This is a genomic window from Alteromonas sp. CyTr2, assembly GCF_947311905.1.
GTDB lineage: Bacteria > Pseudomonadota > Gammaproteobacteria > Enterobacterales > Alteromonadaceae > Alteromonas > Alteromonas macleodii.
The window spans coordinates 1-26,845 of sequence record NZ_CAMZMZ010000018.1; the positions used below are offsets into that span (position 1 = coordinate 1).

Sequence of the window (26,845 nt, forward strand, 5' to 3'; positions counted from 1 at the left end):
GTGGACGATGGGACTTGAACCCACGACAACCGGAATCACAATCCGGGGCTCTACCAACTGAGCTACGCCCACCATAGGGTGTGTTTGCAATTTACACGCTTTATTTTAGCAGTGTAAATACAAAAATTCAGCCTTGCTATCAGGACCTACCTGACTCGCATGGCGCGCCCGGCAGGATTCGAACCTGCGACCCACGGCTTAGAAGGCCGTTGCTCTATCCAGCTGAGCTACGGGCGCTTGGCGAATCTTCGCTGCAAAAAGTGGTCGGTGAGACAGGATTTGAACCTGCGACCCCTTGTACCCAAAACAAGTGCGCTACCAAGCTGCGCCACTCACCGACTGTCGTACCGACCTTGAAGCGTTAGCCTCTGTGCCGTTACGGGGTGCGAATATTACTGACATCCCCCCACCTCGTCAAACACTTTTTTAAATTAAATCATCAACCGCTCACAAAGCATCCATTCTCACGTTTTTTTGAACAATCACCCTTGTATTTTCCTGTCTTTAGCCTAGGTTTGGGCTTTTTTGAAGGGTAAGCATCAGGCTTTCCATTAACGGTCGTTTACGTTGAACATTTGTGGCGAATAATTGCCGAGTAATAACTACTAGAGTATTAGTCCTATTTTATGAAACAATATAGGGCACTTGTTGACCACCCAACCATATAAGAATCGTACAAGACTATGACCGCCCATCTTATTGACGGCAAACTAATTGCCAAACAAGTTCGCCAACACGTAACCTCCTATGTTGAATCGCTTACGCAAGCAGGTAAAAGACAACCAGGCCTAGCCGTTGTCCTTGTTGGCAGTGATGCAGCTTCTCAAGTTTATGTTTCCAATAAACGTAAAGCGTGCGAAGAAGTGGGGTTCGTTTCTCGCTCTTTCGACCTTCCTTCTGATACTACAGAAGAGACCTTGCTAAATTTAGTGGACGAGCTAAACGAAGATAAAGAGATAGACGGAATTCTGGTACAGCTTCCTTTACCTGCAGGGTTAAATGCAGAAAAGGTACTTGAACGTATTCACCCTCATAAAGATGTCGACGGATTTCATCCATACAATATTGGCCGCCTTGCACAGCGTATTCCTGCACTACGTCCCTGCACGCCAAAAGGCATCATGACCATGATAGAGTCAACCAAGCGCCCTGTAAAAGGCTTGGACGCGGTCATTGTAGGTGCGTCGAATATTGTGGGGCGCCCTATGAGCCTGGAACTGCTTTTAGCAGGCTGCACCGTTACTACCTGTCACAAGTTTACTCAGGACCTTAAAAGTCACGTTCAACGTGCAGACCTACTGGTAGTCGCAGTAGGTAAACCGAACTTTATTCCTGGTGACTGGGTAAAGCAGGGCGCGATTGTCATTGATGTAGGTATTAATCGCGTTAATGATGGTTCACTTGTTGGCGATGTTGATTTCGAAAAAGCGAAAGAGCGCGCAGGCTGGATAACCCCCGTTCCAGGCGGAGTTGGGCCGATGACAGTAGCCAGTTTGATAGAGAATACGCTGGAAGCTTACGTAAAATATCATTCTTAAAGCACAAATAGTTCAACCAAAATGTTAGGCAGAAATTAAATTTCTGCCTTTTTGTTTTATACTCCCCTCACGTTGAACACAGACTCAAACTGACCTACACCTTTTTATGGCAGAACCAACATCTCCTCTATGGGAACAGCACGTAATTGATGCAACGCTTAAATGGGTTGACGACATTGTGATAAAGCACAACTTTTGTCCCTTTGCGCGCTATGTAAGAACACCTCACCAAATTCGGTGTGTGGTAATTGAGGGCGATGCGGGAAATGTCGTTCAATCGCTATACGATGAGTTGCGGCATTTAGAAGAGAACGACACCACCGCTACGACGCTAATTGCACTCACGCATTCAACCCTTGCTGATTTCAACGAATATCTCGATGTATTGGCTATCAGCGATAATATGTTGCACGACTGGGGATACAGCGGCACTTACCAACTTGCCAGCTTCCACCCCAATTATGTATTCGACGGTAGCGACATAGACGATGCTGAAAACTATACCAATCGTTCACCCTACCCGCTTTTGCATTTGATTCGTGAAACTGATATCACACGCTACATGAAGAAAGAAGAAGATGCCGAAAAGATATTCAGCCATAACATTAAAAAGGCACGGACGCTTGGGTGCCCTTATTTTGAGGGTGTGTTAGACACGCTTAAAAAAGATAAGCCCGCTCGATAAAACACGTGAAGCTTACCTTTTTTGTGCAATGTTAAAAACACCCACTAAAAAAAGAATAAGCTCGTGATGCGAGCAGGCCCAAAGTATTGGATTACTCCAGGGAACCCAAATAAGCTGCGCCTTATAACAAGCAGAATGTTTATTTGGCTCAAGTTTTCACTTGAAACGTCACTTTACCTGCAAATTATGTGAGTAATATGACAACGTTACACATTTTTGACTTCGTTAAGGCTAAAACGTGAATACCCACAATTCATTTTCTCTAGAGGCGATAGCGACCGTCGCTACGCCTTTCAAGCAAAAGTTTGCTATCCCACGACAGCCCAACTTGGCTAAAGCCCAAGGTGTTATTACCTTCGAAGAAGGCTTTAACGATATCAATATGCTTAAAGGGATAGAGAATTACAGTCACCTTTGGCTGCTTTTTATCTTTCACCAGAATATTGAACGCGGTTGGAAAAATACGGTAAAAGCCCCTCGTCTAGGTGGTAATGCAACTATGGGCGTATTGGCAAGTCGCAGTACCCACCGACCTAATGGGATTGGCATGTCTGTGGTGAAAAACAAAGGTGTGGTTAGCAGTAACGGACAGACACAGTTAGTGGTTGAAGGAGTAGATTTAGTCGACGGCACACCACTTGCCGATATCAAGCCCTATATCGCGTACGCTGATAGTGTTCCTAGCGCCAGCGATAATCTTGATGACATTAACCCCATACCCAATCGCGACGTTTCATTCGCTGATACAATCAAGCCCATACTTGCTGAAATAGAGAAAAAGCACCGTGATTTTTCTGCTTTGGTGACTGCGGTACTGTCCCAAGACCCTCGCCCAGCCTATAAACAGCATATTGAAAATGACGAGAAAACCTACCGTGTGACGTTATACGATATTGATGTGGGGTTCGAAATAAGAGATGCCGCCGTTAAGGTGACCGAACTGATTCATTTAGGATAATTACACTATTAGTGTTAACAGTCTGTGGCGAAATAGCTCACAGTTAATTAGAATACGCCCAAACGTGTGACACCTTATCTCGGTTCAAGCATTTCGCAATGTTTTGTTTTGCGAATTGCCGTTTGCGAAAGAGCATCACACTAACCGTCATAAATACATTTATAACAGGATACCTGCTTTACATGCGCACTAGTCAATATTTGCTTGCCACGCAGAAAGAAACACCTGCAGATGCAGAGGTTATCAGCCACCAGCTTATGCTAAGAGCTGGTATGATCAGAAAGCTTGCCTCGGGTCTATACACGTGGTTGCCATCTGGTCTTCGTGTACTTAATAAAGTAGCCAATATTGTTCGTGAAGAAATGAACAAAGCAGGCGCGATTGAAGTGCTAATGCCCGTTGTTCAGCCCGCAGATCTGTGGGAAGAATCTGGACGATGGGAAGAATACGGCCCAGAGTTACTTCGTATTAAAGACCGCCACCAGCGTGATTTCGTATTAGGCCCAACGCACGAAGAAGTTGTTACCGCGCTTGTGCGTAATGAAATTAGCAGCTACAAGCAGCTTCCGCTCAATCTATACCAAATTCAGACTAAATTCCGCGACGAAGTGCGCCCCCGTTTCGGCATTATGCGTGGTCGTGAATTTACCATGAAAGATGCGTACAGCTTCCACTTAGAAGACAGCTGTTTAGAAGAAACGTATCAAAAAATGTACGACGCTTACTGCAATATATTCTCGCGTATGGGCTTAGACTTCAGAGCAGTCATTGCCGACTCTGGCTCTATTGGTGGTAATCACTCTCACGAATTCCACGTACTTGCCGCATCAGGTGAAGACGATATCGCTTTCTCAAGCGACAGTGATTACGCTGCCAATGTTGAAATGGCTGAAGCTGTTGCGCCTGAAAAAGCTGTCGCATCGGGCGCTGCAGTTGAGACTAAAGATGCCAAAGGCAAAGATTTCAATGCCATCTTAAAAAGCGTAGAAGCCGAAGTGACAAACGCGGTCAAAGTCGTAGTAGTGAAAGCCGCTAATGAAGTAGACAGTAAAGGCGAAGAAGTAGTTTCTGATAAATGGGTAGCCCTTGTACTTCGTGCTGATCATGAGCTTAATGATGTAAAAGCAGAGAAGTTATCCAGCGTTGCAAGCCCGCTTGTTGAAGCATCATTTGAACAAGCAAAAGATATTCTTGGCGTGTCACCATTGTTTGCTGATGCAACCAACCTGCCTGTACCCGCTTTTATTGACGCTAGTGCAGCTGCCCTTGCTGACTTCACTACAGGCGCAGGCGCAGGCGGTAAGGTAAATATTAACGTAAACTGGTCTGAAGATATTACTGGCGTTGATATTCGCAACGTTGTAGCAGGCGATGCATCTCCTGACGGGAAAGGCACGCTAGATATTAAACGCGGCATCGAAGTGGGCCATATCTTCCAGCTTGGCAGCAAGTATTCAGAGGCCATGAACTGCGGCGTACTAAGCGAATCAGGTAAGCACCAAACCTTAACTATGGGTTGTTACGGTATAGGCGTATCTCGAATTGTTGCGGCAGCTATCGAGCAAAACCACGATAAATTTGGCATAAAGTGGCCAGATCCTATTGCACCGTTTAAAATTGCATTAATACCAATGAATATGCATAAGTCTCATCGTATTAAAGAAGCAGCGGAAGCGCTTTATGAAGAGCTTGTTGCCCTTGGCGTAGAAGTGTTGTTTGACGACAGAAAAGAGCGTCCGGGTGTCATGTTCAATGATATGGAATTAATTGGCATACCTCACAGCATTGTTATTGGTGAAAGAAACCTAGATAATCAACAGGTTGAGTATAAGAATAGACGTACTGGTGAAAAGCAGTTGTTAGATATTAGTGCAGCAAAGGGCTTTGTAGCCGCACTCTAGCGCCTGATCTCGCCGATTAGATTAGAAAAGAGGGCGTATGCGGTTAACATTTTATGGCGTAAGAGGGTCAATCCCTACCCCGGGAGCAGCTTACGTCCGCTATGGTGGCAATACTGCATGCGTTCACATTGAGCTTGAGGATGGTACCGATATCATCCTCGACTCTGGCACAGGGATTCGCGTGCTTGGCGAGCGCCTTATTCAAAAAGATACACCCATTAATCTGCTGTTGAGCCACAACCATTGGGATCATATTCAAGGCTTCCCTTTTTTTGCGCCTATCTATCAGGCTTCACGCGAAATCAACATATACCCGGGTCAAACCCTCCTTGATGAACCTGATCAAATTTTAAAGCAAATGGAAGGGTCGTTATTTCCAGTCCCCCGAAGTGCGCTGAAAGCTAACATTTCTATTGTCGATATTCCCAAGTCTACAAGCCGATTTTCAGTAGGAAGCGCAACCATAACTCGCTTAGCCATGAACCACCCCGGTCGTGGCAGTGCTTATTGTATTGAAGCCGATGACGCAAAGGTGGCTTACATAACAGATAATGAGCTTTACCCCCCCTACAAAAAAGAAACAGACTTTATCGATTTCGCAAAATTTGCACAAAATGCCGATCTGCTAATACACGATGCACAGTACATGTTGTCTGACATGCCAGCTAAGAACGGATGGGGTCATTCGGTCGCGGAAGAAGCGGTGAAACTAGCAATGGCATGTAACGCAAAAAAATTAGCTTTATATAGTCATGATCCAGAACGGACTGATGACGATATAGATGATGTTGTAAACCATTGTAATGTATACGTCACAGTGGCAGAGTCTAATCTACAAGTATTTGCATCTTCAGAAGGCCAAGCACTGGACTTCAGTTAAGCATAACAACAACCCCACGTTACGGAGAATTAAAGGTGTCTATGTTAAAGCCTTTTGTATTTTTAGCAGCATTTGCTGCTTGTACGCCTGTGTGCGCTCAACAATCACAAGAAGTGGTAAGCGAACAAGCGTCATCTTTAGAAAATAGTGAACAAGAGCGCACTGTTGAAAATGAAGAAAATCAATCGTCACAGGATGAAAGCGGTATTGAAGTTATCGATATCATCAAGCGTGACACCATCACGGAAAGTGCACTGGATAACCGATTAGAAGGCGATAAAGAAGCACTGGATAATGTGTTTGCTATCACTCAGCATAGACAAAACTATCTACTTCCAATCACTTACGTTTCCAATCCAAGCTCTGTAGCCAGTGAAGAACTAACAAACGAGAACATAGACAATAAAGAAGCCAAATTTCAGGTAAGCGCAAAGCTGCCGCTTTATTTGGAAGATACAGGATTCGACGGTGTTTACTTTGGCTTTACGCTAACCTCTTTCTGGCAGCTTTATAACAGCGAAGCGTCGAAGCCGTTTCGCGAGACCAATTACGAACCAGAAGTCTTTTGGCAAGAAACAGCCGATTATTCCGTACTTGGCTACAAATTTAATACTTTTCAAGTTGGTTTCAATCATATGTCTAACGGTCAAAGCGGGCTGCGCTCTCGAAGCTGGAACCGTATATTTGCCTCTATTGTCTTTAGCGACGATGACGATATCTACTACCTAAAGACGTGGTACCGTATTCCTGAAGACGAGAAAACAGACCCGCTTGATCCAACCGGCGACGATAACCCTGATATACAAGACTATTACGGTAGAATGGAACTTGGTTATGGAAGGAAAATTGGCGCGTTTAAAGTACTGGCGCTTTTACGAAATAACCTCGACGTAGATGAGAACCGAGGCAGCATCCAGCTAGACTTCACCTACCCTATCTCTGACCGCTATGAAGTCTTGCTTCAATACTTCAATGGCTATGGTGATTCGCTTATCGACTATAACCGCTCACAAGAACGTATTGGTATCGGTTTTCAGCTGCACTTTTTGTAATAAATAACCACGTAGACACAGGATGGGCACGCCAAACCGCTTTTGTATGGCGTGCTCTTTTCATTTTAGGCATCACTGTTTGCTAATCAATCACGCCTGCCGCGCGATAAAGCTGAATATGCACCTCTACCAGCGCTGCAATATCTCTTTGGTAGCCTCCACCAATTACCGCAGCAATCGGAACGCCCAAACGCTCGGCTAACGCAAAGACTTGCGTATCTCTTTCGTACACGCCTTGCGTAGAAATATGCAAATGGCCAAGGTCGTCGTTTACATGCACATCAACGCCTGCGTCATAGATGATGGCATCGGGCTGAAATTGTCTCATTACCATCGTTAGCGCTTGTTCTAGCGTAGTTAGATACTCATCGTCTGCGGTGCCCTTATCGAGTCCTATATCAATATCGGAACGCTGCTTTCTGTGAGGGAAGTTCTTTTCACCATGAATAGATAAGGTAAAAATATCACGGTCGTTTTCGGCAAGTTTTGCTGTGCCATCGCCTTGATGCACATCTAAATCGACAATAAGCACATTTTCAACGGACGGGGTTTGCTGCATAGTTTTCGCTGCCAAATATAAATCGTTGAACAAGCAAAAACCTGAACCAAAATCAGCAAACGCGTGATGATACCCGCCCGTTAAATTCAATGCTTTTCCATGCTCTAGCGCTAGCTTGGCTGTTAAACAGGTCCCAGCAACGGCAGTACGGGTACGCTCAATCAGCTGCTGCGACCAGGGAAAGCCTATGCGGCGCATGGCTTTCTTATCTAATGCGCCAGTACTTAGTGCATCAACATAGTCCGGATCGTAATAGGCAGTGAGAAAAGAAAGATCAACCGGTGATGGAGTAACAAAACGCGATGCTTCCACACCACGATTTAACAATTCATCGCGAATACCTACGTACTTCTCGATGGGAAATCGGTGTCGCTCAGGAAGATCTAACTGGCTATAAATAGGATGAAATACGAGTGGTGTTGTCATTATTATCAATACTAGTTTAGGGCGCGCGCATCTATAACAGATAAAAGAAAAGGAGCGTGAACATTGTTCAAACACTCCCTTTTAACGTGTTTATACTGACAAAGCACAGTTACCGGGTCAAACTGTTCACCACCTTTTCAACATTTTCTGACATACTTTTCATTGAGCGTGACATGTCATCACGCTGAGCAAGTTTATGATATTTTTCAGATGATGTGACCACATTACTGATAATTGTTTCCACCTGCTGAAGTACAGCCTCTTGCTCATCTGCGGCTTCGTTAAGCGCCACAACTACACTGGCGGTTTCTTGAATATCCCTCACCACGTTATTGAGTGTTTCAAGCGCTGTCGCTGCTTCTGCTGCGTTTGTGTCTGACAGCTGCTTGCCTGACGACATCGCCGCAACGGCGCCTTTTGCTTCAGCTTCAAAACTACTTAAAATGTCGTTAATTTCCTTGGTCGACTGCTGTGTTTTAGCTGCAAGTGCTCGAACCTCGTCGGCTACCACAGCAAAACCACGGCCATGCTCACCTGCCCTAGCAGCTTCAATTGCAGCGTTTAGAGCCAGTAGGTTAGTCTGATCGGCAATTTCATTAATAACATTTACCACTTTTAGAATATTGGTACTGCGGCTTTGCAGTTCTGACACGATATTACTTGATTCGGTTACCGTTTTTGCTAGCTGCTTAAAGCCTGCATTGGCGCTTTCAAACGTAGCATAACAACTTGCCACGTTCTTTTCTGAGTTATTTGTCGCCACAGCGACTTGGTCGGTGATTGCCACTAAATTTTGCACAATCTCTTTAAGTTTATCCGTACTGCTATCAAGCGAGCGCGACGCATCCCGTTGTCCATTGGCGCCTTCCATAATGGATTGACTGACGTTACCGAGGGTGCCAAACGCCTTCTCCATTTCGGTCTCCGCTTGTTGAAGCTGCGCAACCGAATCTTTCAATTTGTTTTGTAATGCCCTGGCAGATTCTGCCAGCATGCCCAATTCATGATCGCTGGAATACGTTAACGCGTAGTCGTAACGGCTATGAGCCAAGTTGGATATACACGCCGCAACCTGCTTTGTTGGTTTAATAACCTGAGAGCGCAAACGAGCAATCACATAAGCAACAGAAAGCACAGAAAGCGCAATTGCTGCCAGTAGAATTATCCAGAGCATAGTGCGCGTATTGGCTTTAAGTTCAGCAATCGCATTCGCTGAATCGGCTGCAATTTCCGCCGCGATACCTGAGAGGAGCTTAGCAGGCTCTCTATCAATACCTCGAACAAAGCTATCTCCAACCTTTGGATCAAACCCTGAGTTAATAAATGCGTCGTATCCTTCACGGTATTTCTCGGCCATGACTGCATGGGCTTTTTGAAATTGCCTGATATCTGACTTCACGCTTTCACTTATCACACTACTTGATAGCATCAGGTCAAACTGGCGAGTGATGCCGGCCTCTCTCTGCTTGAATCGCTCCCAGTATTTTTCTCGGTCGTCTTTTTTGTGGCCACGCAACAATACGTTCTTCCACTCTTGCACTTGAGTTTTGAAAGTACTTAGCGTGGTATTGACGTCTCGTTCTGACTGAACAAGGGTGTTTTCTAACTCATCGAATGAATTAAGTAACGAGAAAGACTTTAGAATTGAGGCACCGTTTAATAGTACAAGAATTAAAAAGCTGGCGAGAACAGGCGTCATCACCAAACGGCTGATGCTTGTGTAATTGAACACGGCTTAACCTTTAGTATAAATATAAAGAAGGACGTCGCCATTAAATGATATTTTTATGACGGTATGGTTACAAATTTGGTATGAATCAACATACCAATATATGCGAAAATATACACCCTTATAGTAACAGGCTTATTAACTTGCTCTTTTTTAAGTAGATACAAAAAAAGAGCCCGAAGGCTCTCTTTTCATTTCGGTAAATTTACACCCGTTTATTCCCACTCAATTGTAGCAGGTGGCTTACCAGAAATGTCGTATACTACGCGGCTAATGCCGTCAATTTCATTGATAATGCGATTCGACACTTTACCTAGGAAGTCGTAGGGCAAATGTGCCCAGTGAGCTGTCATGAAATCGATGGTTTCTACTGCACGAAGGCTTACTACCCAGTCGTATTTACGCGCATCACCCATTACGCCAACTGAGCGCACTGGAAGGAATACGGTAAACGCTTGGCTTACTTTTTGGTATAGGTCAGCTGCATATAGCTCTTCAATAAAGATAGCGTCTGCACGACGTAGTAAGTCGCAATATTCTTTCTTAATTTCACCAAGTACACGAACACCTAGACCCGGACCAGGGAACGGGTGACGGTAAAGCATGTCGTACGGTAAACCTAGCTCAAGGCCGATTTTGCGTACTTCGTCTTTAAAGAGTTCACGCAGTGGCTCAACAAGACCTAGCTCCATATCTTCTGGAAGACCACCCACGTTGTGGTGCGATTTGATTACGTGCGCTTTACCCGTTGCAGAACCCGCTGATTCAATAACGTCTGGGTAAATAGTACCTTGCGCTAACCACTTCGCGTTTTCACGCTTACCCGCTTCTTCGTCAAATACACGAACGAACTCATTACCAATAGCTTTACGTTTAAGCTCAGGATCTTCAATGCCTTTTAGGCGATTAAGGAAACGCTCTTCAGCGTCTACACGGATAATGTTAAGGCCGAAATGGTCACCAAACATTTCCATTACCTGATCAGCTTCATTTAAGCGAAGCAGGCCATTGTCTACAAACACACAAGTAAGTTTGTCATCTATCGCGCGGTGAAGCAGCATGGCTGTTACTGAAGAATCTACGCCGCCTGAAAGGCCAAGAATAACTTCTTCATTGCCCACCTTCTCTTTTATACGCTCAATGGCATCGTCAATAATTGCGCCAGCTGTCCAGAGCTTTTCACACTTACAGATGTCCATCACAAAATGAGTTAATAAACGCATGCCTTGGCGAGTGTGAGTCACTTCAGGATGGAACTGCACGCCATAGAATTGCTTCTCTGCGTTATACATTGCAGCATGTGGGCATGAAGCGGTTTGCGCGATGGTTTCAAACCCTTCGGGAATAGCTGCCACTTTATCGCCGTGGCTCATCCATACATCAAGCAGCGCCGCGCCGTTATCGCCTATCGCATCTTCAATTTTATCCAGCAGCGGGCTTGGCTTAATCACTTCTACTTGCGCATAACCAAATTCACGCTTGTCTGAACCCAGTACGCCACCACCTAGCTGTTGTGCCATGGTTTGCATGCCATAGCACACGCCTAGCACTGGCACGCCGGCTTCAAATACGTACTCCGGCGCGCGTGGTGAGCCTTCTTCGGTTACTGACTCTGGGCCACCTGACAGAATAATCCCTTGAGGATTAAATTCGCGGATTTGCTCTTCGGTCACATCCCAAGCCCAAAGCTCACAGTAAACGCCTATTTCGCGAACACGACGTGCTATCAACTGCGTGTATTGCGAGCCAAAATCCAAAATAAGTATGCGTTGGTCGTGGATATTTGTGGTCATGTTTTATTTTTACCCGTTAAATAAAAGAACAAAGGCTGGTGTAGTACCAGCCTCGCAGTCGTCGGTCGCCTTAACCTAAACGGTAATTTGGCGCTTCTTTGGTAATGCTTACATCGTGCACGTGGCTCTCGCCCATTCCGGCTGAAGTTACGCGCACAAATTGTGCCTTGGTATTGAGCTCTTCAATCGTTGCGCAGCCCGTTAAGCCCATGGCTGAGCGCAAGCCGCCCATTTGCTGATGGATAATATTAGCAATTGGACCTTTGTACGCTACACGACCTTCAATACCTTCTGGTACAAGTTTCTCAGCGTTATCAGAATCTTGGAAGTAACGGTCTGACGAACCGTGGCTTTGATCCATAGCGCCTAGTGAACCCATACCGCGATATGACTTGTAATAACGGCCTTGGAAAAGTTCTACTTCGCCTGGCGCTTCTTCAGTACCTGCTAGCATGCTGCCAACCATTACGCAGCTTGCGCCAGCAGCCAACGCCTTAGCAATGTCACCCGAAAAACGAATACCGCCGTCAGCGATTACTGGAATGTCAGTATCTTTAAGCGCTTCTACTGCATCTGATACCGCAGTAATTTGAGGCACACCGCAACCGGTTACGATACGGGTAGTACAAATTGAACCAGGGCCAATTCCCACTTTAACAGCATCTACGCCGGCATCGGCAAGTGCTTTCGCGCCATCGCCCGTCGCAACGTTACCCGCAATAATTTGTACGTCTGGATAGTCTGCACGTACCTTTTTCACGCGATCAATAACGCCTTGCGAGTGACCGTGAGAGGTATCGATAAGTAGAACGTCAACGCCTGCATCTACAAGTAGTGCAATACGTTCGTCAGTACCTGGTCCAACGCTTACCGCAGCACCAACACGTAGGCGACCAAGCGAGTCTTTACATGCGTTAGGCTTGTTTTCTGCTTTCTGGAAGTCTTTAACAGTGATCAGGCCTGTAAGCTTAAACGCGTCGTCGACGACAAGAATTTTCTCAATGCGGTGTTCGTGCATAAGATCTAAAACCACATCAGAGCTTGCACCTTCTTTAACGGTAACCAGATCATCCTTACCGGTCATTACGTTTCTAATAGGCAAATTCAAACGCTTTTCAAAGCGAAGATCGCGGCCTGTCACAATACCAATTAGGTTATTATCTTTGTCAGTCACCGGGAAGCCAGAGTAACCAAGACGCTTAGAAAGCGCGATAACTTCACCAATGGTCGCATTCTCTTCAACCGTTACCGGGTCAGATACCACACCACTTTCGTATTTCTTAACTTCACGTACGTGTTTGGCTTGCTCTTCGGGCTTCATGTTTTTATGAATGAAACCAATACCACCCTCTTGGGCTAGCGCAATAGCTAGACGGGCTTCAGAAACCGTGTCCATGGCAGCAGACACCATTGGAATATTTAACGTTACGCCACGCGTAAGGCGTGTTTGTAAGTTGGCTGTGTGAGGGAGGACGGTCGAGTGGCCGGGAACCAGCAACACATCGTCGAACGTCAGGGCTTCTTGGATGATACGTAGCATGCAACAACACCTATTCAGTTGAGGGTTAATTGCGGCGCAATTGTAGTGTTTTTTAGTTTTCAGGTAAACTCTAAATGTATTAAACCCAGTGATTTTTTTTATGTTTACAAATTCGCCATCTACGTCTCGACAAATTTTAACAGTTACCAAGCTAAATCGCTTAGCCAGAACCGTACTGGAAGGCGAAATTGGCCTTATTTGGCTATCTGCCGAAATATCCAACTTTGTGGCAGCCGCATCAGGGCATTGGTACTTCACGCTCAAAGACAACAAAGCCCAAGTTCGCGCAGCCATGTTCAAGGGATCAAACCGCAATGTTCGCATTCGCCCTAAAGAAGGCGACAAAATTTTAGTGCGAGCGTCGGTTGGCCTTTACGAAGCACGCGGCGACTATCAACTGGTTGTCGAACACATGGAAAGCGATGGCGAAGGTGCGCTTAAGCAAGCGTTCGAAGCCCTAAAGTTCAAACTCAACAATGAAGGCTTGTTCGATACTGCTAACAAGCGTGCGCTACCTGAACGTATTAATCGCATCGGCGTAATAACTTCATCAAGCGGTGCAGCGCTTCACGATGTATTAAGTGTATTAAAACGACGCAGCCCACAAACCGAAATCATTGTTTATCCGTCGATGGTTCAGGGTGAAACCGCACCTTTACAGTTAATTAATGCGTTGAGAACGGCTAACCACCGCGCAGAAGTGGATGTGCTGTTACTTACGCGAGGCGGCGGTTCATTAGAAGACTTGTGGTGTTTTAATGATGAAAGCTTAGCAAGAGAAGTCGCTGCAAGTGCCCTTCCCATCGTTAGCGCCGTAGGCCATGAGGTAGACTTCACCATTAGTGACTTCGTCGCTGATGTTCGCGCCCCTACCCCATCTGCTGCTGCCGAAATCTTAAGTCAGGATTCTGCCGCTCTTTACCAAACGCTAAGTCAGCAAAAACAACGCTTAGCAAGGGCAATACATCAGTACCTTCAAACGAGTAAACAACAGCTTGTTTTAAAGAAACAACGGCTAAATGCGTTGCATCCACAAAGCCGCATCCAATCGCAGTGGCAAACGTTAGACAGACTACAACTTCGTTTAGCGCATAAGATGCAAAACGACTTGGCACAAGCAGAGAAGCGATTACAAGGTCTTGATTACAGGCTAAACAAACAATCGCCATCAGCAAACGTGGCGCGTGCAAAAGACAAACTGAATTACGCTAGCACCAAGCTCTTATCAAGCATGAATACACTCATTAGAAGCAAAAAAAATGAACTTGGTGGTAAAGTTAGCCTCTTACAATCCGTAAGTCCTCTTTCAACGCTCGCCCGTGGTTACAGCATTACTTTGTCCGACAAAGCAGCCATTAATAGCGTGAATAAAGTAAATGTAGGTGATGAGATAAAATCTCGGGTGACTGACGGAGAAATAACCAGTACAGTGACACACATTCAGCGGCAATAGGTAGCCTTAAGTATTATGCCCGTTCATGTAAACGCGTTTTCCTTTTCCAGTATTTACCAGCGGGCCTGTGCATTTTGGAGCCTAAAGTCACAGCGGTTCGCTGTACCAAAAATTTTGACACCTTTGTGCGTTTTTGTTCTGTTACTAGTGCCTGACTTCACCTTTGCTTCTATGGTCAATCAACCTGTCTCTGTTTTTTCTACCTACCCGAGCGAGACGTTACTCAGGGCTTGTGGAGCCCAGCGAGCATTAAGCGAAGCTAATGCTTCTCAATCCACTAATTTGTGTTTTGAAGATGCTATTTCGCCCGACAGCTTTATTAAACTCCTAAGCGAATCAGGAGAGTTCAGTCATTTGTTCCCTTATGGCGAAGGAAACGACTACGAACTATTGATTGCTAACGTTGGCGCAGCTCCTGGCATGCATCGACAGCACGCAAAACAATTTGCAGAATTCACTTTACAATGGCGAGGGATAGAAATTGACTCATCTTCATTTGATGCGAGTGCCGCAGAAAACACAGATGTGAAAACGGAAACCGCTTTAGCCGAAGAAGAAGCGCAATCGTTGATTGCCCGCTGGATTCAACATGCCAAACATTCTGGATTATTTACCAGCCAGTTTTTGTTCGATGCGCTAGAAGCTAGCGACTATAAGGGTGGATTACAGGTACCAAACGCCATTGGCGACTTCACTAAATTAGATACTCAGTTATATCCAGACCCGTTTAACGGTGCAATTACTCGCTATATACACCCTGAGTTTGAAGATGCGCTCGTTGATGTCACCGTATATCCCTTTTTAGATCAGCTTTCTTCAGATGAAAACGAGCTACTTCCTAAGCAACTAGAAAGTGATCTGCAAAGAGCTAGTGCTACAGCCGATTTACAGCAGTTAACGTTGTCTCAAATCAGTCCAGCCTCACGCTACGAGGTTAACAGCGCATTAAGAGGATGGAGATTGGGGCTGAGCGCGGCATCTGAAACATCACCAACAATTTACGCGACAACCTATGTCTTTAAGCTACAAGATAAAATCGTAAAAGTGTCTACGACTTTTCCTCCTGACTTTTCAGACAATATTGTTAATCAATTGATTGTTAACGTAGAAGTTCCGCAAGAGTCTGAAATGATGAAAAAGGTTCGCTCTCTGCTTTTAGAAAGCGCCAATTGATACCATAGAAAAGATTAGTTGTATCACTAGTTGCTAAACTTTGGCCAATGGGTAAGAGCGAACCGTTGCTGTTTTTATTTTTCAATAAACCGCATTACAGGATTAATTGACTTACGTTTCACGTCACTGCTTAAAATGTGAACTTTCGCCTGTTCTCTCGGTTTATACCTATCAAACCAATTGTAAACTTGGTCTTTTTGAAGCGGCTGCTTCGCTGAGTGTAATTTTTCCACTGACATCATTCTTCCTTTGTCTGGATTATAAACGGTCGAAATTGTAATAATCGATAGACGTTACACTCATTTTTTGATTACTTTTCTTCTGTTTGATAATAAGAACAAAAGCCCCGCGCCAAATAAGCTAAATGCCGCTGGCTCAGAAACACTAGTGGCTGTCGGGGCGTAATCGAACTCTACGAACACTTTACCCCAAGAACCCGTTGAGAATTCATTTGTAAAGCTACCCGTTCCCCCGTCTACTTGATTAAATACGTTCGTTCTCGCATCCGTTGAAAACAAAAATTCGATTGGAGTTCCGGCTAGAAAGGCCGACAAGTCTACGTTTGCTAGCATCCCCGACCGTTCGCCTGTTGTCACATCAAACTCAAATTCGGCAGAATCTTCACCTGGAATCATTGTGAATGTCCCCTCTGGTGAGCTTTGTGCAGAGACAAGCGGATTAACGAAATTTGCTTGTTCAAATACAAACGTATCAGCTACGCTACTGGATACTTGCCAGTTCGACGCTAGAAAGATATCTACGTCAGTGCGACCTGCTTCAGAGCTTCCATTAACGGATCTTCCTTCGCTGTCTATCTGTCCATAGACCGTTATATTTACAGCGTTCAGTGTACCCAGTGTTTGATCAAATGCGTCAATAAACACACTTTCCGATAGCGGCGATACTTCTGCCACGTCGAAAGGACTTCCTTGTTCACCAAAGGATACTTCTTGCGTAATAATTGCTGCTTTTATTGGCATTGTAGTCGCTGCGATGATGGCAGCGGCAATAATTCGCTTATTCATAAATTCATCCTGCTCATATAGTTAGAATTACCCCGACGGTCGAAGGGGCTCCCTGTGACTGCAAGAAAGAAACCATAGATTAATTTATGTGCAATACCGCATGTAGCATGGGTTAACAAAATTTAAGGTTATATAATGAAAGCTAAAAATTATTCACTGATAGAAAATATTACACTTTAGTTGTAATTATGACCGACAGAATATAGTTTGGCACGGCTGATGCTTTAGTAAAATCAGCAAAGGAGGGTTGAAACTTAGGTAGGCTGATGCAATGCATGCAGTACACTGATAACGCTATAGATACTTGGGTCTGTTAACGCGGCAAAAACTAGCGTGGTAAGAAAGAGACATTAATACTTTTTTTAATAGCGAACTTGTACATCACTACGCTAATAAGCGCAGCGATGTACTTAACAAGGCTACTTTTTATCTTTGTAATAAGACATCATTCGACGGCGCTTGCGCTGCTGCGCCAAGGTCAAATTAGCCTTCTTACCTTCAAACGGGTTGTTGCCTTCTCTGAATTCTATCTTGATAGGCGTGCCCATAATTTCTAGCGCTTTTCTGAAATAATTCATCAAGAAACGTTTATAAGAGCTTGGTAAGTCATCCACTTGATTACCGTGAATAACAATAACCGGTGGGTTGTAACCACCTGCGTGAGCATACTTCATTTTAACTCGGCGACCACGCACCAGCGGAGGCTGATGGTCATCCTGAGCCATTTCCATAATTTGTGTAAGCAGCGCGGTGTTAATACGCTTGGTCGCGCTCATATACGCTTCTTGTACAGACTCAAATAAATTACCAACACCCGAACCATGAAGCGCAGAAATAAAATGAATTCGAGCGAAGTCGATAAAGCCTAAACGACGGTCCATCTCGCGCTTTATGTCGTCTTTCACGTCAGTACTTAATCCGTCCCATTTGTTCACGGCAACTACTAATGAACGACCTGAATTAAGCACAAAGCCTAATAGGCTAAGATCTTGGTCGGTAATACCTTCTCTGGCATCAATAACCAATAGCACTACGTTAGCTTCTTCAATTGCCTGAAGAGTTTTAACAATAGAGAACTTCTCTACGGCTTCACTAATTTTCTTACGCTTTCTCACGCCCGCGGTATCGATTAGGATATATTCACGCTCATCTCTTTCCATTGGAATGTACACGCTGTCACGGGTGGTGCCTGGCATGTCGAATACCACCACGCGCTCTTCACCTAAAATGCGGTTTGTCAGTGTCGACTTACCCACGTTGGGCTTACCTACGATAGCAAGTTTGATAGGTAACTCTTGAAGGCGTTGACGCTGCGTTTCAGCATCCTCTTCTTCTTCAGGCTCCTCATCGACAATTTCCATGTCCGGGAAATCAGATTCAAGTGGCTTTAAGGCGTCCTGCAGCAATTGGCTAACACCGCGACCGTGCGCCGCAGCAATTTGCTTAATATCACCTAAGCCTAAGGAATAAAATTCCGCACTTTCGCTATCGCCGTCAATTCCATCAACCTTGTTCGCCACAACAAACACTTTTTTGTTTATGCGTCGAAGATGATCAGCAATACCTTGGTCGGCTGGCAGCATACCTGCTCTGGCGTCAACCAAAAACAATACGACATCAGCCTCTTCTATAGCTAACAAAGACTGTTGTGCCATTTCAGCATCAATCCCCTCTTCATCGCCCGTAATACCGCCGGTATCCACTACTATGAACTGGCGCTTTTCAAATTTCGCTTGGCCGTATTTACGGTCGCGAGTTAGCCCCGGATAGTCAGCAACTAGTGCATCACGGGTATTTGTAAGGCGATTAAACAAGGTTGACTTACCAACATTAGGGCGGCCAACCAAAGCAACAACGGGTAACATTTATCAGATCCTAGGGGTCATGAAAGCTAAAAAAGCACAAGCCGCATACACCATCTATTACAACTAACGTTCGGGAGCTGTATTCTCTAACGAGAGGTGATTACTATGAGGCTTTTGAGAATGGGCGCATTATACCTTGTTCACTACCTAATACCAATGGCGTTCAATAACACGAAGAGAAACCGTCTACCCATTGATAATGGCCAAGTTTAGGCCCGAAAAAACCGCGGGGTATAAAAAAAGGCGCTTTAAGCACCTTTTCTGTTTAAATATTAGCGAAACGTTCCTGTTACTTTGGAACTTGCACCGACGCTATTACGCCATTACGTGTTACCGCTATAATCTTATCATCAACCTTCAACGGCGCAGCATAGATTGAATCATCTTCGTCATCGCCGCCAACATCTAGGCGTGCAACAACTTCACCTGTTTCTTGTTCAATCCAGTGTAGAAAGCCCCAGTTATCACCAACAACCACATGGTCGCCTACTGGAGTAGCAGCCGTTAATGAGCGATGCTTAAGTGAACCTTGAGACCAAAGCTCTACGCCGTTTCGTCTATCAAGGGCATAAACGTTAGAGTTGTTGTCTACAACAAAAATTTTATTGCCGTCGATATTCAAATTGCGAAACGATGCATATTCACGTTTCCAAATTACACGTCCTGAACGTAACTCTACAGCAGCTAATGTTCCGTTGTAAGAAACCGTGTAAACCGTGCCGCCAAATAAAACAGGCGTTGTGTCGATATCAACAATACGCTCTAACTCTGTTGCACCAGAAGGCGTTGCAATTACCGTTTCCCACGCAAGTACACCTGTTTCGATAAGGTTAACCTGAATTTTACCTGTAGGTGTGCCGATGATAGCACCACCGTTAGATGCGATTGGGCCAGAAATACCACGTAGTGTTAGCGGAGGAGTATCACCTTCGTGTCTCCACAACTGTTCACCAGTGCGGGTATTGAAACCAAATAAGCTACCAGCACCCGTGTTAACCACTAAGATGCCTTCATCAGCAGCCGGAGCCGCTAAAATCTCACCGGGAACAGACGCATCCCAAACCAACTCTCCGGTTTCTGCATCCATTGCAGCTACATAGCCGTTTTCTGTACCAATGAATACGTGTCTGTCTGCTACGGCGATACCACCAATACGTGCAGTCTCACCGCTACGCCACAAATTAGTGACTGAGCTTAGCATGCCCTCAGAGCGAAACTGTGCGAAATCTTTCTCCCACAACACTTTACCCGACTCAGGGTCCATCGCGACAACGGCGCCATGGCGATCGGCAGCGTAAAGCTTGTCATAGGCATAAACAGGGCGAAGACGAGAGAAGTAATGATTAACGCCATCACCAATATCGCGATCCCACACTAATTTAGGTGTGAATTTAGCCTCAATAGGCTTTAAACGACGAATCTCTAATTCTTCGTCATCTGCAAACCAGTCTGAAATAGTTGAGCAGCCAGACATTGTGATAGACACCGCGAGTGCCATACCTATCGTGCGAGCAAATCGACCTTTACGGCCACACGTGTTGTGAAACAAATTGCGTACCTCTTTATTATTTATACCAGCCCTAAGGCTTTCGCTTATTGCGCAGCAGATACCGATAGGTTATCTAACTTCATTTGTAAAAGCGGATTGTTGGCATTTTTTTCTAACGCATTTGAATAAGCTAAGCGAGCATCATCAAACTTGCCTTGTTTTTGATACACATCGCCTTTTAATTCAGAAACTTCTGCTGAAAATGCGTCATTTGTTACATTGCTAAGCGTAGACAACGCCGCGTCCAGCTGGTTCATTTCAATTTGAACACGCGACAAACGAAGTGAGGCAAGCACTTTCAATTCATCATTTTCGGCAAAGGTTACTACGCTATTTAGGTGAGAAGCTGCAGCGTCTAAATCACCGGCATCTACCGCTTGCTTAGCAGCAAGAAGGCTGGCAATGCTCGCATAACCACTGTCTTTGTTCTCTTCGATAAAAGCGTTAACTTTTGCGTCGCTGCCTTCTGTACCGAATGTTTCTACGGCATTTTGATAGGCAACCGATGCCGCTTCTTTAGTTTCAATTTGCGCTTCTGAATACGCTCTCCAGCCCCAAAGGCCACCTAGACCAAGCGCTGCACCGACAATAATTGCAGTACCGTGCTCTTTCCAAAAACGTTTAATCGCTTCTACTTGTTGTTCTTCTGTTGCGAACTGTTCCATCATGTCCTCTTTTTATTTTGCGCTCAGCATCTCTGCAACCTTATCAGATAAGGTATCGAAGCTGACTGTAACTTGTTCTTGACCATCGCGCAGTGGTTTAACACCTACTTCGCGAGACTGCATTTCGTCATTACCTAAAAGCAGCGCTAAACGTGCACCTGTTTTATCTGCACGCTTTAGTTGTTTTTTAAAGTTGCCGCCGCCACAGTGCATCATTATGCGTGTATTAGGAAGCGTATTTCGAAGATGCTCTGCTACCTCAATAGCGTATGACTGTGCCTCTTCGCCCATCGCCGTTACGTAAACATCTGCGAAGCTCGAGTCCTGACCTTCTTCGGTTAACGTGGTTAGCAACAGTACCAAACGTTCAATGCCCATAGCAAAACCAACCGCAGGCGTTGCTTTGCCCCCGAGTTGCTCTACCAAGCCATCGTAACGGCCTCCAGCACACACTGTACCTTGGGCTCCCAAGCTATCTGTCACCCACTCAAACACAGTACGGTTGTAGTAATCTAATCCGCGCACTAGTCGAGGATTTATTTCAAACTCAATGCCTGCTTGCGTTAAGCGCGAACACAAGGTTTCAAAATGTACTTTAGATTCTTCATCAAGATGATCGATTAGCGCTGGCGCATCGGCAATCGCAGCTTGAACATCAGGGTTCTTTGAATCGAGTACGCGAAGTGGATTCGTTTCAAGTCGACGCAGTGAATCTTCGTCGAGCTGGTCTGCACGCTGTTTTAAGAATTCAACCAGCGTATCGCGATATGCAGCGCGAGCTTCGTTTGAACCTAAGGTATTGATTTGAAGTTTTACGTGCTGCTCAATACCAAAAGCTTTCCAAAAGCGTGCACTAAGAAGAATAACTTCTAAGTCGATGTCAGGGCCGTCCATACCGTAGGTCTCTACACCGAACTGATGGAACTGGCGATAACGCCCTTTTTGTGGACGTTCATGACGGAACATTGGCCCCATGTACCACAGGCGTTGCTGCTGGTTGTACAATAAGCCGTGCTCGTTTCCTGCGCGCACGCAACTTGCCGTACCTTCTGGACGCAGCGTTAAGCTGTCGCCATTTCTATCTTCGAAGGTATACATTTCTTTTTCAACGATATCGGTAACTTCACCGATAGAGCGCTTGAACAAGTCGGTGCTTTCAACGATGGGAGTACGTATTTCCTGGTAACCATAACTCGCCACAACCTGACGAAGTACAGATTCTACCTTCTGCCATGTACCGGAAATCTCCGGTAGGCAGTCATTCATGCCTCGAATTGCCTGAATAGTCTTAGCCACGTGAAATTCTCATACTGCTAAATAGTGAAAAGCCCCGCATTATAGGGGCTTTGGGAATAAACAACAATGAACAAAAAATGTCTCAGTCTTTAACCGAGACCTGAATTTTATTTTGTTCACTCATACGCGATGCTTTGGCGCGAATCTTAGCTTCAAGCTTATCCACTAGATCGTCGTTGGGAAGACGTTCTTTAACGCGCTTACCGTCTTCGTATAAGCCACTCATGTTACGTGCGCCAGTGAGGCCCAAATCAGACACTTCTGCTTCGCCTGGGCCGTTAACCACGCAACCGATGATAGAGACATCCATTGGCGTAAGAATATCTTCCAATCGCTGCTCAAGAGCATTCACTGTGCCGATTACATCGAACTCTTGTCGTGAACAACTCGGGCAAGCAATAAAGTTTATACCGCGAGAACGAATTCTCAGTGACTTTAATATATCGAAGCCTACTTTAATTTCTTCCACTGGATCGGCCGCTAACGAAACACGAAGTGTATCACCAATACCTTCAGCCAATAGCATACCTAAGCCAACTGCACTCTTCACGGCGCCGGCGCGCTGACCACCGGCTTCGGTAATACCTAAGTGAAGCGGCTGGTCTATTTTTTGTGCCAATAAACGATAGGCGCCAACAGCTAAGAAAACATCTGACGCTTTAACGCTGACTTTGAATTGATCAAAGTTAAGCTTGTCGAGAATATCCACATGACGCATTGCGGATTCAACCAGCGCTTCTGGCGTTGGCTCACCGTACTTCTCTTGTAAGTCTTTTTCTAGCGAGCCACCGTTCACACCAATGCGGATAGGAATATTTTTGTCTTTTGCACAATCGACCACAGAGCGCACACGCTCCATATTACCTATGTTACCTGGGTTAATGCGCAGACAATCTACGCCGTATTCAGCAACCTTAAGTGCGATACGGTAGTCAAAATGAATGTCTGCAACGAGTGGCACACTCACCTGCTTTTTAATTTCTTTAAATGCTTCAGCCGCTTCCATCGTGGGCACAGATACTCGAACGATCTCGCCACCCACTGCAACAATACGGTTTATTTGATCGACGGTCGCTGCCACATCTGTGGTCCGCGTATTCGTCATAGATTGAACAGCAATGGGAGCGCCATCACCAATAGGGACGTTACCTACATTAATACGCGTAGACTTTCTGCGCTTAATAGGGCTTTCTGCAAACATCTAATTACCTATAAAGGAAGTGCGAAGCGAGCTGTTTTACCGTTTTGGTATGAAGAAATATCAACAGACTCGCCGTTAACTGATATGCGCACATTATCCGGTGCACCGAGCGTAACTTCAACAGGAGGAACGCCTTGAATTTCCATAACTCGTCCTTTTAGCTTTACCCCATAGGCAATAGCTTCTCCAGACGCGTCTTTTATATTAACCCAACAGTCATCGTCGAAAGTGAAAACCATAGCAATTGGCGCTGCATCAGACTGACTATTCACATTAAGGTTGGGTTGGGGTTCGTTACTATTCGCAGAATCAACCAGAGCGGTTAGGTTATTGCTATCATTCACCTCTGTATCGGGTGCTGAGATTGCACCATCATTCAAGCTACCGTCTTGGTTAAAACCGCTATTTTGGTCGCTGAACGCACCGCTGGTTTCTGAGTTTGAACTATTGCTCACGCCCGTGTCTAGCTGATTGTTTCCAGCAGTATCACCCTGCGACGACGAGGCGTCAGTAGTTACACTGTCGGTATCTGTGCCGGCCGATGGAACTGGCGTATTAGCGGCTTCCCGCTTAACAGCCTCACTAAGTGGCAGTTCAGCTACCGTGTCGTCACTAGGCTGTTGATACCACCACACGACAACGGCGGCAATGATAAGAAGTAAAATAACATAAGTTACCATCATCCACCTGTCATCGTGTGTCTGTTTTGCGACACGCTTTGAAAAGCTCTGTAATCTATCGGAAGATGGTACAGATGTTTGATTGTGGAAGCGTTCGAATGCCTCAATAACTTCTTGAGAATTCATGCCTAATTGCTTGGCATAATTTCTCACGTATCCTTTTGTAAAAGTCACCGAAGACTTTTCATCAATGACATCATTCTCTAAATCATTGATTTGTTTAGCTTTCAAAAATAATTTATCAGCAATATCTTGTTGAGACAAACCTAGCGTTTCACGGCGCGCTTTTAGCATTGCCCCTGGACTTGGCGTGTTTTCTTGTTGTTGCGAAGTAACTTCTTGATTCGCTTTTTCTTCCGACACCATTAAACCTTATTCCTCCTGCATACTCGGTGGTACTAACCAAAGCGTCTGACCAGCAATAATAGCGCCAGTATTTTCAAGGTTATTCCACTCTTGCAGTGTTGCCATTTTGATATTGTGCAATAAAGAAATACGATATAAGTTTTCACCTTCTTTTACTACATGGAATTTATGACTTTGCACAGATAATTCAGTATTTTGTGCTTTTTCTGGTGTGTTAGCTGTCGCTGTAGGAGCGTTGTCGGTGTTATTGCTCTGAGATTGACGCTGAGCGTCGTTGTCTTGGACGACGCTCTTTTCAATTTCTTTATCGTTTGATGATGTTTGTGCAAGCCCGTCGGTATTTGTTTGGTTTTCGCTTATTTCTGTTTCAGAATCGTTTGGCTGTGTAGATTTGACGGTTTTAACCACTCTGTTTTGCATACTTTCACGTTGCACTAAGTAACGTTTAGTAAGCTCACTTTCAGGGAACAATGACATCATCATTTCGCCATACCCCTTTGCAGTCTCTAGGTCCCCTTTCCCTTTGGCTATTTCATAAGCTAACCACAATGAATCTGGCGTAACTTTGGCAACACGTTCGTATTTTCGTAACGTAGATTCAGCCAGTTCCCATTGTTCTGAAACCGTGTAAAGTTCACTGAGTAAGAACAGGCTTTTGCCCCGGGCAGGCTGATGTTTTAATGCGTCTTGAAAATAGCCGATCGCTTCATCTAGCTTACCTTGACTTTGCGCGCACAAAGCCAAGTTCTCGTAGGTTTGCGCTGCGTTAGCGTAAAGCCTGTTATTTATAGCATCAAAGAAATACGCTTTGGCTTTTTCGTATTCGCCGTTTTGGCACTTAAACGCGCCATAACTGTTGGCAATATCGCCATTGTTAGGCGCAAGGTCGATAGCAGTTTCATAGTACTCTTCCGCTCGAAGGTTATCGCCCACCAGCTGATAGTAATATGCCATAGCGAACTGAACGTCTGCAGAGCGTGGATTAAACTCAAGCGCTTTATCGAGGTTCTTTTTTGCCTGTGTGTAGTTGTTATTTTGAAGGTAGGTAAGGCCAAGGGACATGCGTGTTTTGGCAGCTTCTTCGTGATCGAAGTTACCGCCATACAACCCTGACTGGCTATTACTGACACAGCCAGAAGTGAAAATAATCGCGCTTAAAAAGCCAATTTTAAGTGACGTTCGCAATCCCGCAACCATAGTCTTACCCTAATATCTTAATGATTATTGGGCCATTTTTACTGAAATTGCTTCGCCCTTCACCTGTTTTTTTAACATTCTTTTCGTTCTGTCTACCACATCACCCACTAATTGACCGCATGCTGCGTCGATATCATCACCTCGCGTTTTACGCACAACGGTTGTAAACCCATATTCCATAAGCACTTTTGCGAATCTATCAATACGCGAATTGCTTGAACATGTATAAGGCGAACCTGGGTAAGGGTTAAATGGTATTAAGTTTATTTTACTAGGAGTGTCTTTCAATACCTTTGCCAACTGGTGCGCTTGTTCAGTGCTGTCATTGATGTTTGAAAGCATAACGTATTCTACCGTCACACGGCCTTGGTTCGCTTTAGATTTGGCCAGATAACGACGTACGCCTGCTAAGAAGGCTTCGATATTGTACTTCTTATTGATAGGCACGATCTCGTTGCGCAACTCATCGGTGGGTGCGTGTAATGAAATAGCTAACGCTACGTCTATTTGGTCGCCCAACATATCTAGCGCAGGTACTACACCCGATGTACTTAGCGTAACGCGGCGTTTAGACAGGCCGAAACCGAAATCATCCAGCATAATATCCATGGCTGGTACAACGTTTTTAAGGTTAAGCAGTGGTTCACCCATGCCCATCATTACTACGTTAGTGATAGGGCGTTTGCTTGAGTCTTTTGAAAGACCAAGGAAAGTAGCTACACGCCATACCTGACCAATAATTTCACTTACACTTAGGTTACGGTTAAACCCCTGCTGCGCGGTTGAACAGAAAGTACACTCTAGCGCGCAACCTACCTGTGATGACACGCAAAGCGTTGCACGGTCAGTTTCTGGGATCCAAACAGATTCAACTTCCTGACCACCTTCAAGGGTAAGTGCAAACTTAATAGTGCCGTCGCTCGCTTCTTGAAAGTATGCAATTTCAGGCGCTTTAATTTCGCAATTTTCAATGAGCATCGCGCGAAGGTTTTTATTGAGGTTACTCATTTCCTCGAAATCGCTAATACCGTGCTGGTAAATCCATTTCATCACCTGATCGGCACGAAACGGTTTCTCGCCCATTTCTTTGAAGAAATTGCGCAAGCCTTCGCGATTTAAGTTTAATAAGTTAGTTTTTGCCATGAATAAGATGACCCTTTTACCTTCGAGGGATGCCCCTCTTACTGCTGAATACGGTGTAAAAACCAGCGATTCGACTATGTCTTGAACGACATTTAAGAAAAAGAAAAACGCTGATTAAAATTTGCGCGGATTTTACCACAGATGAGATTTGAGAAAAAGCCGATTTAACGC

At 45.0% G+C, this 26,845-nt stretch carries 21 protein-coding genes and 2 tRNA genes; 8 read left to right on the plus strand and 15 right to left on the minus strand.

Annotated elements, in window-relative coordinates; genetic code table 11:
* Positions 1–160 precede the first annotated feature (160 nt).
* Positions 161–237: transfer RNA gene (locus tag QME20_RS10990), tRNA-Arg, on the minus strand.
* A gap of 24 nt (positions 238–261) precedes the next feature.
* Positions 262–338: transfer RNA gene (locus QME20_RS10995), tRNA-Pro, on the minus strand.
* Positions 339–683: 345 nt separating this feature from the next.
* On the opposite strand from QME20_RS10995, the gene folD reads away from it, so the two are divergent.
* The 6 genes from folD (at position 684) to QME20_RS11025 (ending at position 7,014) form a co-directional block, all read left to right on the plus strand.
* Positions 684–1,538 (plus strand): bifunctional methylenetetrahydrofolate dehydrogenase/methenyltetrahydrofolate cyclohydrolase FolD, encoded by an 855-nt coding sequence (gene folD, locus QME20_RS11000; RefSeq protein ID WP_014950149.1) that lies wholly within the window; start codon positions 684–686, stop codon positions 1,536–1,538.
* Positions 1,539–1,644: 106 nt separating this feature from the next.
* The gene (locus QME20_RS11005) at positions 1,645–2,223 is read left to right on the plus strand and encodes a DUF1415 domain-containing protein (protein WP_281715929.1); all 579 of its coding nucleotides are present in this window, start codon (positions 1,645–1,647) and stop codon (positions 2,221–2,223) included.
* A 238-nt stretch (positions 2,224–2,461) separates the two neighbouring features.
* On the plus strand, positions 2,462–3,181 hold the full coding sequence (gene tsaA, locus QME20_RS11010) for a tRNA (N6-threonylcarbamoyladenosine(37)-N6)-methyltransferase TrmO (RefSeq protein ID WP_281715930.1): 720 nt from the start codon (positions 2,462–2,464) through the stop codon (positions 3,179–3,181).
* 182 nt (positions 3,182–3,363) lie between these two features.
* Positions 3,364–5,082, plus strand: a complete 1,719-nt coding sequence (locus QME20_RS11015; protein ID WP_281715931.1) for a proline--tRNA ligase — start codon at positions 3,364–3,366, stop codon at positions 5,080–5,082.
* Positions 5,083–5,119: 37 nt separating this feature from the next.
* Positions 5,120–5,962, plus strand: a complete 843-nt coding sequence (locus QME20_RS11020) for an MBL fold metallo-hydrolase (RefSeq protein WP_014950153.1) — start codon at positions 5,120–5,122, stop codon at positions 5,960–5,962.
* 35 nt (positions 5,963–5,997) lie between these two features.
* Positions 5,998–7,014 carry a phospholipase A gene (locus tag QME20_RS11025; RefSeq protein ID WP_281715932.1) on the plus strand — a complete coding sequence of 339 codons (1,017 nt, stop codon included), beginning with the start codon at positions 5,998–6,000 and terminating at the stop codon, positions 7,012–7,014.
* Between the two features lie 82 nt (positions 7,015–7,096).
* Here the strand turns inward: QME20_RS11025 and QME20_RS11030 are convergent, their stop codons facing one another.
* The 4 genes from QME20_RS11030 to guaB form a co-directional block, all read right to left on the minus strand.
* Complete coding sequence (locus QME20_RS11030) at positions 7,097–7,999, minus strand: histone deacetylase (protein WP_014979818.1); 903 nt, start codon at positions 7,997–7,999, stop codon at positions 7,097–7,099.
* A 109-nt stretch (positions 8,000–8,108) separates the two neighbouring features.
* On the minus strand, positions 8,109–9,731 hold the full coding sequence (locus QME20_RS11035) for a methyl-accepting chemotaxis protein (protein WP_281715933.1): 1,623 nt from the start codon (positions 9,729–9,731) through the stop codon (positions 8,109–8,111).
* Positions 9,732–9,943: 212 nt separating this feature from the next.
* A complete protein-coding gene (gene guaA, locus QME20_RS11040) occupies positions 9,944–11,521 on the minus strand; it encodes a glutamine-hydrolyzing GMP synthase (RefSeq protein ID WP_281715934.1) in 1,578 nt (525 codons plus the stop codon).
* Positions 11,522–11,591: 70 nt separating this feature from the next.
* Positions 11,592–13,061, minus strand: coding sequence for an IMP dehydrogenase (guaB, locus tag QME20_RS11045; RefSeq protein WP_014950158.1), 1,470 nt, complete (start codon positions 13,059–13,061; stop codon positions 11,592–11,594).
* Between the two features lie 100 nt (positions 13,062–13,161).
* Here guaB and xseA point away from each other — a divergent pair, with 100 nt between their 5' ends.
* Positions 13,162–14,514 (plus strand): exodeoxyribonuclease VII large subunit, encoded by a 1,353-nt coding sequence (gene xseA, locus QME20_RS11050; RefSeq protein WP_049588930.1) that lies wholly within the window; start codon positions 13,162–13,164, stop codon positions 14,512–14,514.
* 15 nt (positions 14,515–14,529) lie between these two features.
* The gene (locus QME20_RS11055; RefSeq protein ID WP_049588931.1) at positions 14,530–15,687 is read left to right on the plus strand and encodes a hypothetical protein; all 1,158 of its coding nucleotides are present in this window, start codon (positions 14,530–14,532) and stop codon (positions 15,685–15,687) included.
* 299 nt (positions 15,688–15,986) lie between these two features.
* On the opposite strand, the gene QME20_RS11060 is transcribed toward QME20_RS11055, so the two are convergent.
* The 9 genes from QME20_RS11060 to QME20_RS11100 all read right to left on the minus strand — a co-directional run bounded on the left by QME20_RS11060 (position 15,987) and on the right by QME20_RS11100 (position 26,674).
* The gene (locus tag QME20_RS11060) at positions 15,987–16,712 is read right to left on the minus strand and encodes a choice-of-anchor E domain-containing protein (RefSeq protein WP_014950162.1); all 726 of its coding nucleotides are present in this window, start codon (positions 16,710–16,712) and stop codon (positions 15,987–15,989) included.
* Positions 16,713–17,131: 419 nt separating this feature from the next.
* On the minus strand, positions 17,132–18,577 hold the full coding sequence (gene der, locus QME20_RS11065) for a ribosome biogenesis GTPase Der (protein ID WP_014979823.1): 1,446 nt from the start codon (positions 18,575–18,577) through the stop codon (positions 17,132–17,134).
* Positions 18,578–18,866: 289 nt separating this feature from the next.
* Positions 18,867–20,126 carry an outer membrane protein assembly factor BamB gene (bamB, locus tag QME20_RS11070; RefSeq protein WP_014950164.1) on the minus strand — a complete coding sequence of 420 codons (1,260 nt, stop codon included), beginning with the start codon at positions 20,124–20,126 and terminating at the stop codon, positions 18,867–18,869.
* Between the two features lie 44 nt (positions 20,127–20,170).
* Positions 20,171–20,791 (minus strand): tetratricopeptide repeat protein, encoded by a 621-nt coding sequence (locus tag QME20_RS11075; protein WP_281715957.1) that lies wholly within the window; start codon positions 20,789–20,791, stop codon positions 20,171–20,173.
* 12 nt (positions 20,792–20,803) lie between these two features.
* Positions 20,804–22,087: a histidine--tRNA ligase gene (hisS, locus tag QME20_RS11080; protein ID WP_075177060.1), complete on the minus strand. Its 1,284-nt coding sequence runs from the start codon at positions 22,085–22,087 to the stop codon at positions 20,804–20,806.
* A gap of 82 nt (positions 22,088–22,169) precedes the next feature.
* Positions 22,170–23,288 (minus strand): flavodoxin-dependent (E)-4-hydroxy-3-methylbut-2-enyl-diphosphate synthase, encoded by a 1,119-nt coding sequence (gene ispG, locus QME20_RS11085; protein WP_014950167.1) that lies wholly within the window; start codon positions 23,286–23,288, stop codon positions 22,170–22,172.
* A gap of 8 nt (positions 23,289–23,296) precedes the next feature.
* Entirely contained in the window at positions 23,297–24,334 is a 1,038-nt protein-coding gene (locus QME20_RS11090; RefSeq protein WP_281715935.1) for a RodZ domain-containing protein, read from the minus strand.
* Positions 24,335–24,340: 6 nt separating this feature from the next.
* Positions 24,341–25,531 (minus strand): type IV pilus biogenesis/stability protein PilW, encoded by a 1,191-nt coding sequence (pilW, locus tag QME20_RS11095; RefSeq protein ID WP_281715936.1) that lies wholly within the window; start codon positions 25,529–25,531, stop codon positions 24,341–24,343.
* A 24-nt stretch (positions 25,532–25,555) separates the two neighbouring features.
* Positions 25,556–26,674, minus strand: a complete 1,119-nt coding sequence (locus tag QME20_RS11100) for a bifunctional tRNA (adenosine(37)-C2)-methyltransferase TrmG/ribosomal RNA large subunit methyltransferase RlmN (protein WP_014977032.1) — start codon at positions 26,672–26,674, stop codon at positions 25,556–25,558.
* Positions 26,675–26,845 lie beyond the last annotated feature (171 nt).

Coding starts and splice junctions, on each gene's coding strand:
- QME20_RS11020 (WP_014950153.1), top strand. CDS start 5,120: ATGCGGTTAACATTTTATGGCGTAAGAGGGTCAATCCCTACCCCGGGA.
- QME20_RS11075 (WP_281715957.1), bottom strand. CDS start 20,791: ATGGAACAGTTCGCAACAGAAGAACAACAAGTAGAAGCGATTAAACGT.
- QME20_RS11015 (WP_281715931.1), top strand. CDS start 3,364: ATGCGCACTAGTCAATATTTGCTTGCCACGCAGAAAGAAACACCTGCA.
- guaB (WP_014950158.1), bottom strand. CDS start 13,061: ATGCTACGTATCATCCAAGAAGCCCTGACGTTCGACGATGTGTTGCTG.
- pilW (WP_281715936.1), bottom strand. CDS start 25,531: ATGGTTGCGGGATTGCGAACGTCACTTAAAATTGGCTTTTTAAGCGCG.
- folD (WP_014950149.1), top strand. CDS start 684: ATGACCGCCCATCTTATTGACGGCAAACTAATTGCCAAACAAGTTCGC.
- QME20_RS11005 (WP_281715929.1), top strand. CDS start 1,645: ATGGCAGAACCAACATCTCCTCTATGGGAACAGCACGTAATTGATGCA.
- guaA (WP_281715934.1), bottom strand. CDS start 11,521: ATGACCACAAATATCCACGACCAACGCATACTTATTTTGGATTTTGGC.
- QME20_RS11090 (WP_281715935.1), bottom strand. CDS start 24,334: ATGGTGTCGGAAGAAAAAGCGAATCAAGAAGTTACTTCGCAACAACAA.
- der (WP_014979823.1), bottom strand. CDS start 18,577: ATGTTACCCGTTGTTGCTTTGGTTGGCCGCCCTAATGTTGGTAAGTCA.
- QME20_RS11100 (WP_014977032.1), bottom strand. CDS start 26,674: ATGGCAAAAACTAACTTATTAAACTTAAATCGCGAAGGCTTGCGCAAT.
- xseA (WP_049588930.1), top strand. CDS start 13,162: ATGTTTACAAATTCGCCATCTACGTCTCGACAAATTTTAACAGTTACC.
- QME20_RS11030 (WP_014979818.1), bottom strand. CDS start 7,999: ATGACAACACCACTCGTATTTCATCCTATTTATAGCCAGTTAGATCTT.
- QME20_RS11055 (WP_049588931.1), top strand. CDS start 14,530: ATGCCCGTTCATGTAAACGCGTTTTCCTTTTCCAGTATTTACCAGCGG.
- QME20_RS11060 (WP_014950162.1), bottom strand. CDS start 16,712: ATGAATAAGCGAATTATTGCCGCTGCCATCATCGCAGCGACTACAATG.
- ispG (WP_014950167.1), bottom strand. CDS start 23,288: ATGTTTGCAGAAAGCCCTATTAAGCGCAGAAAGTCTACGCGTATTAAT.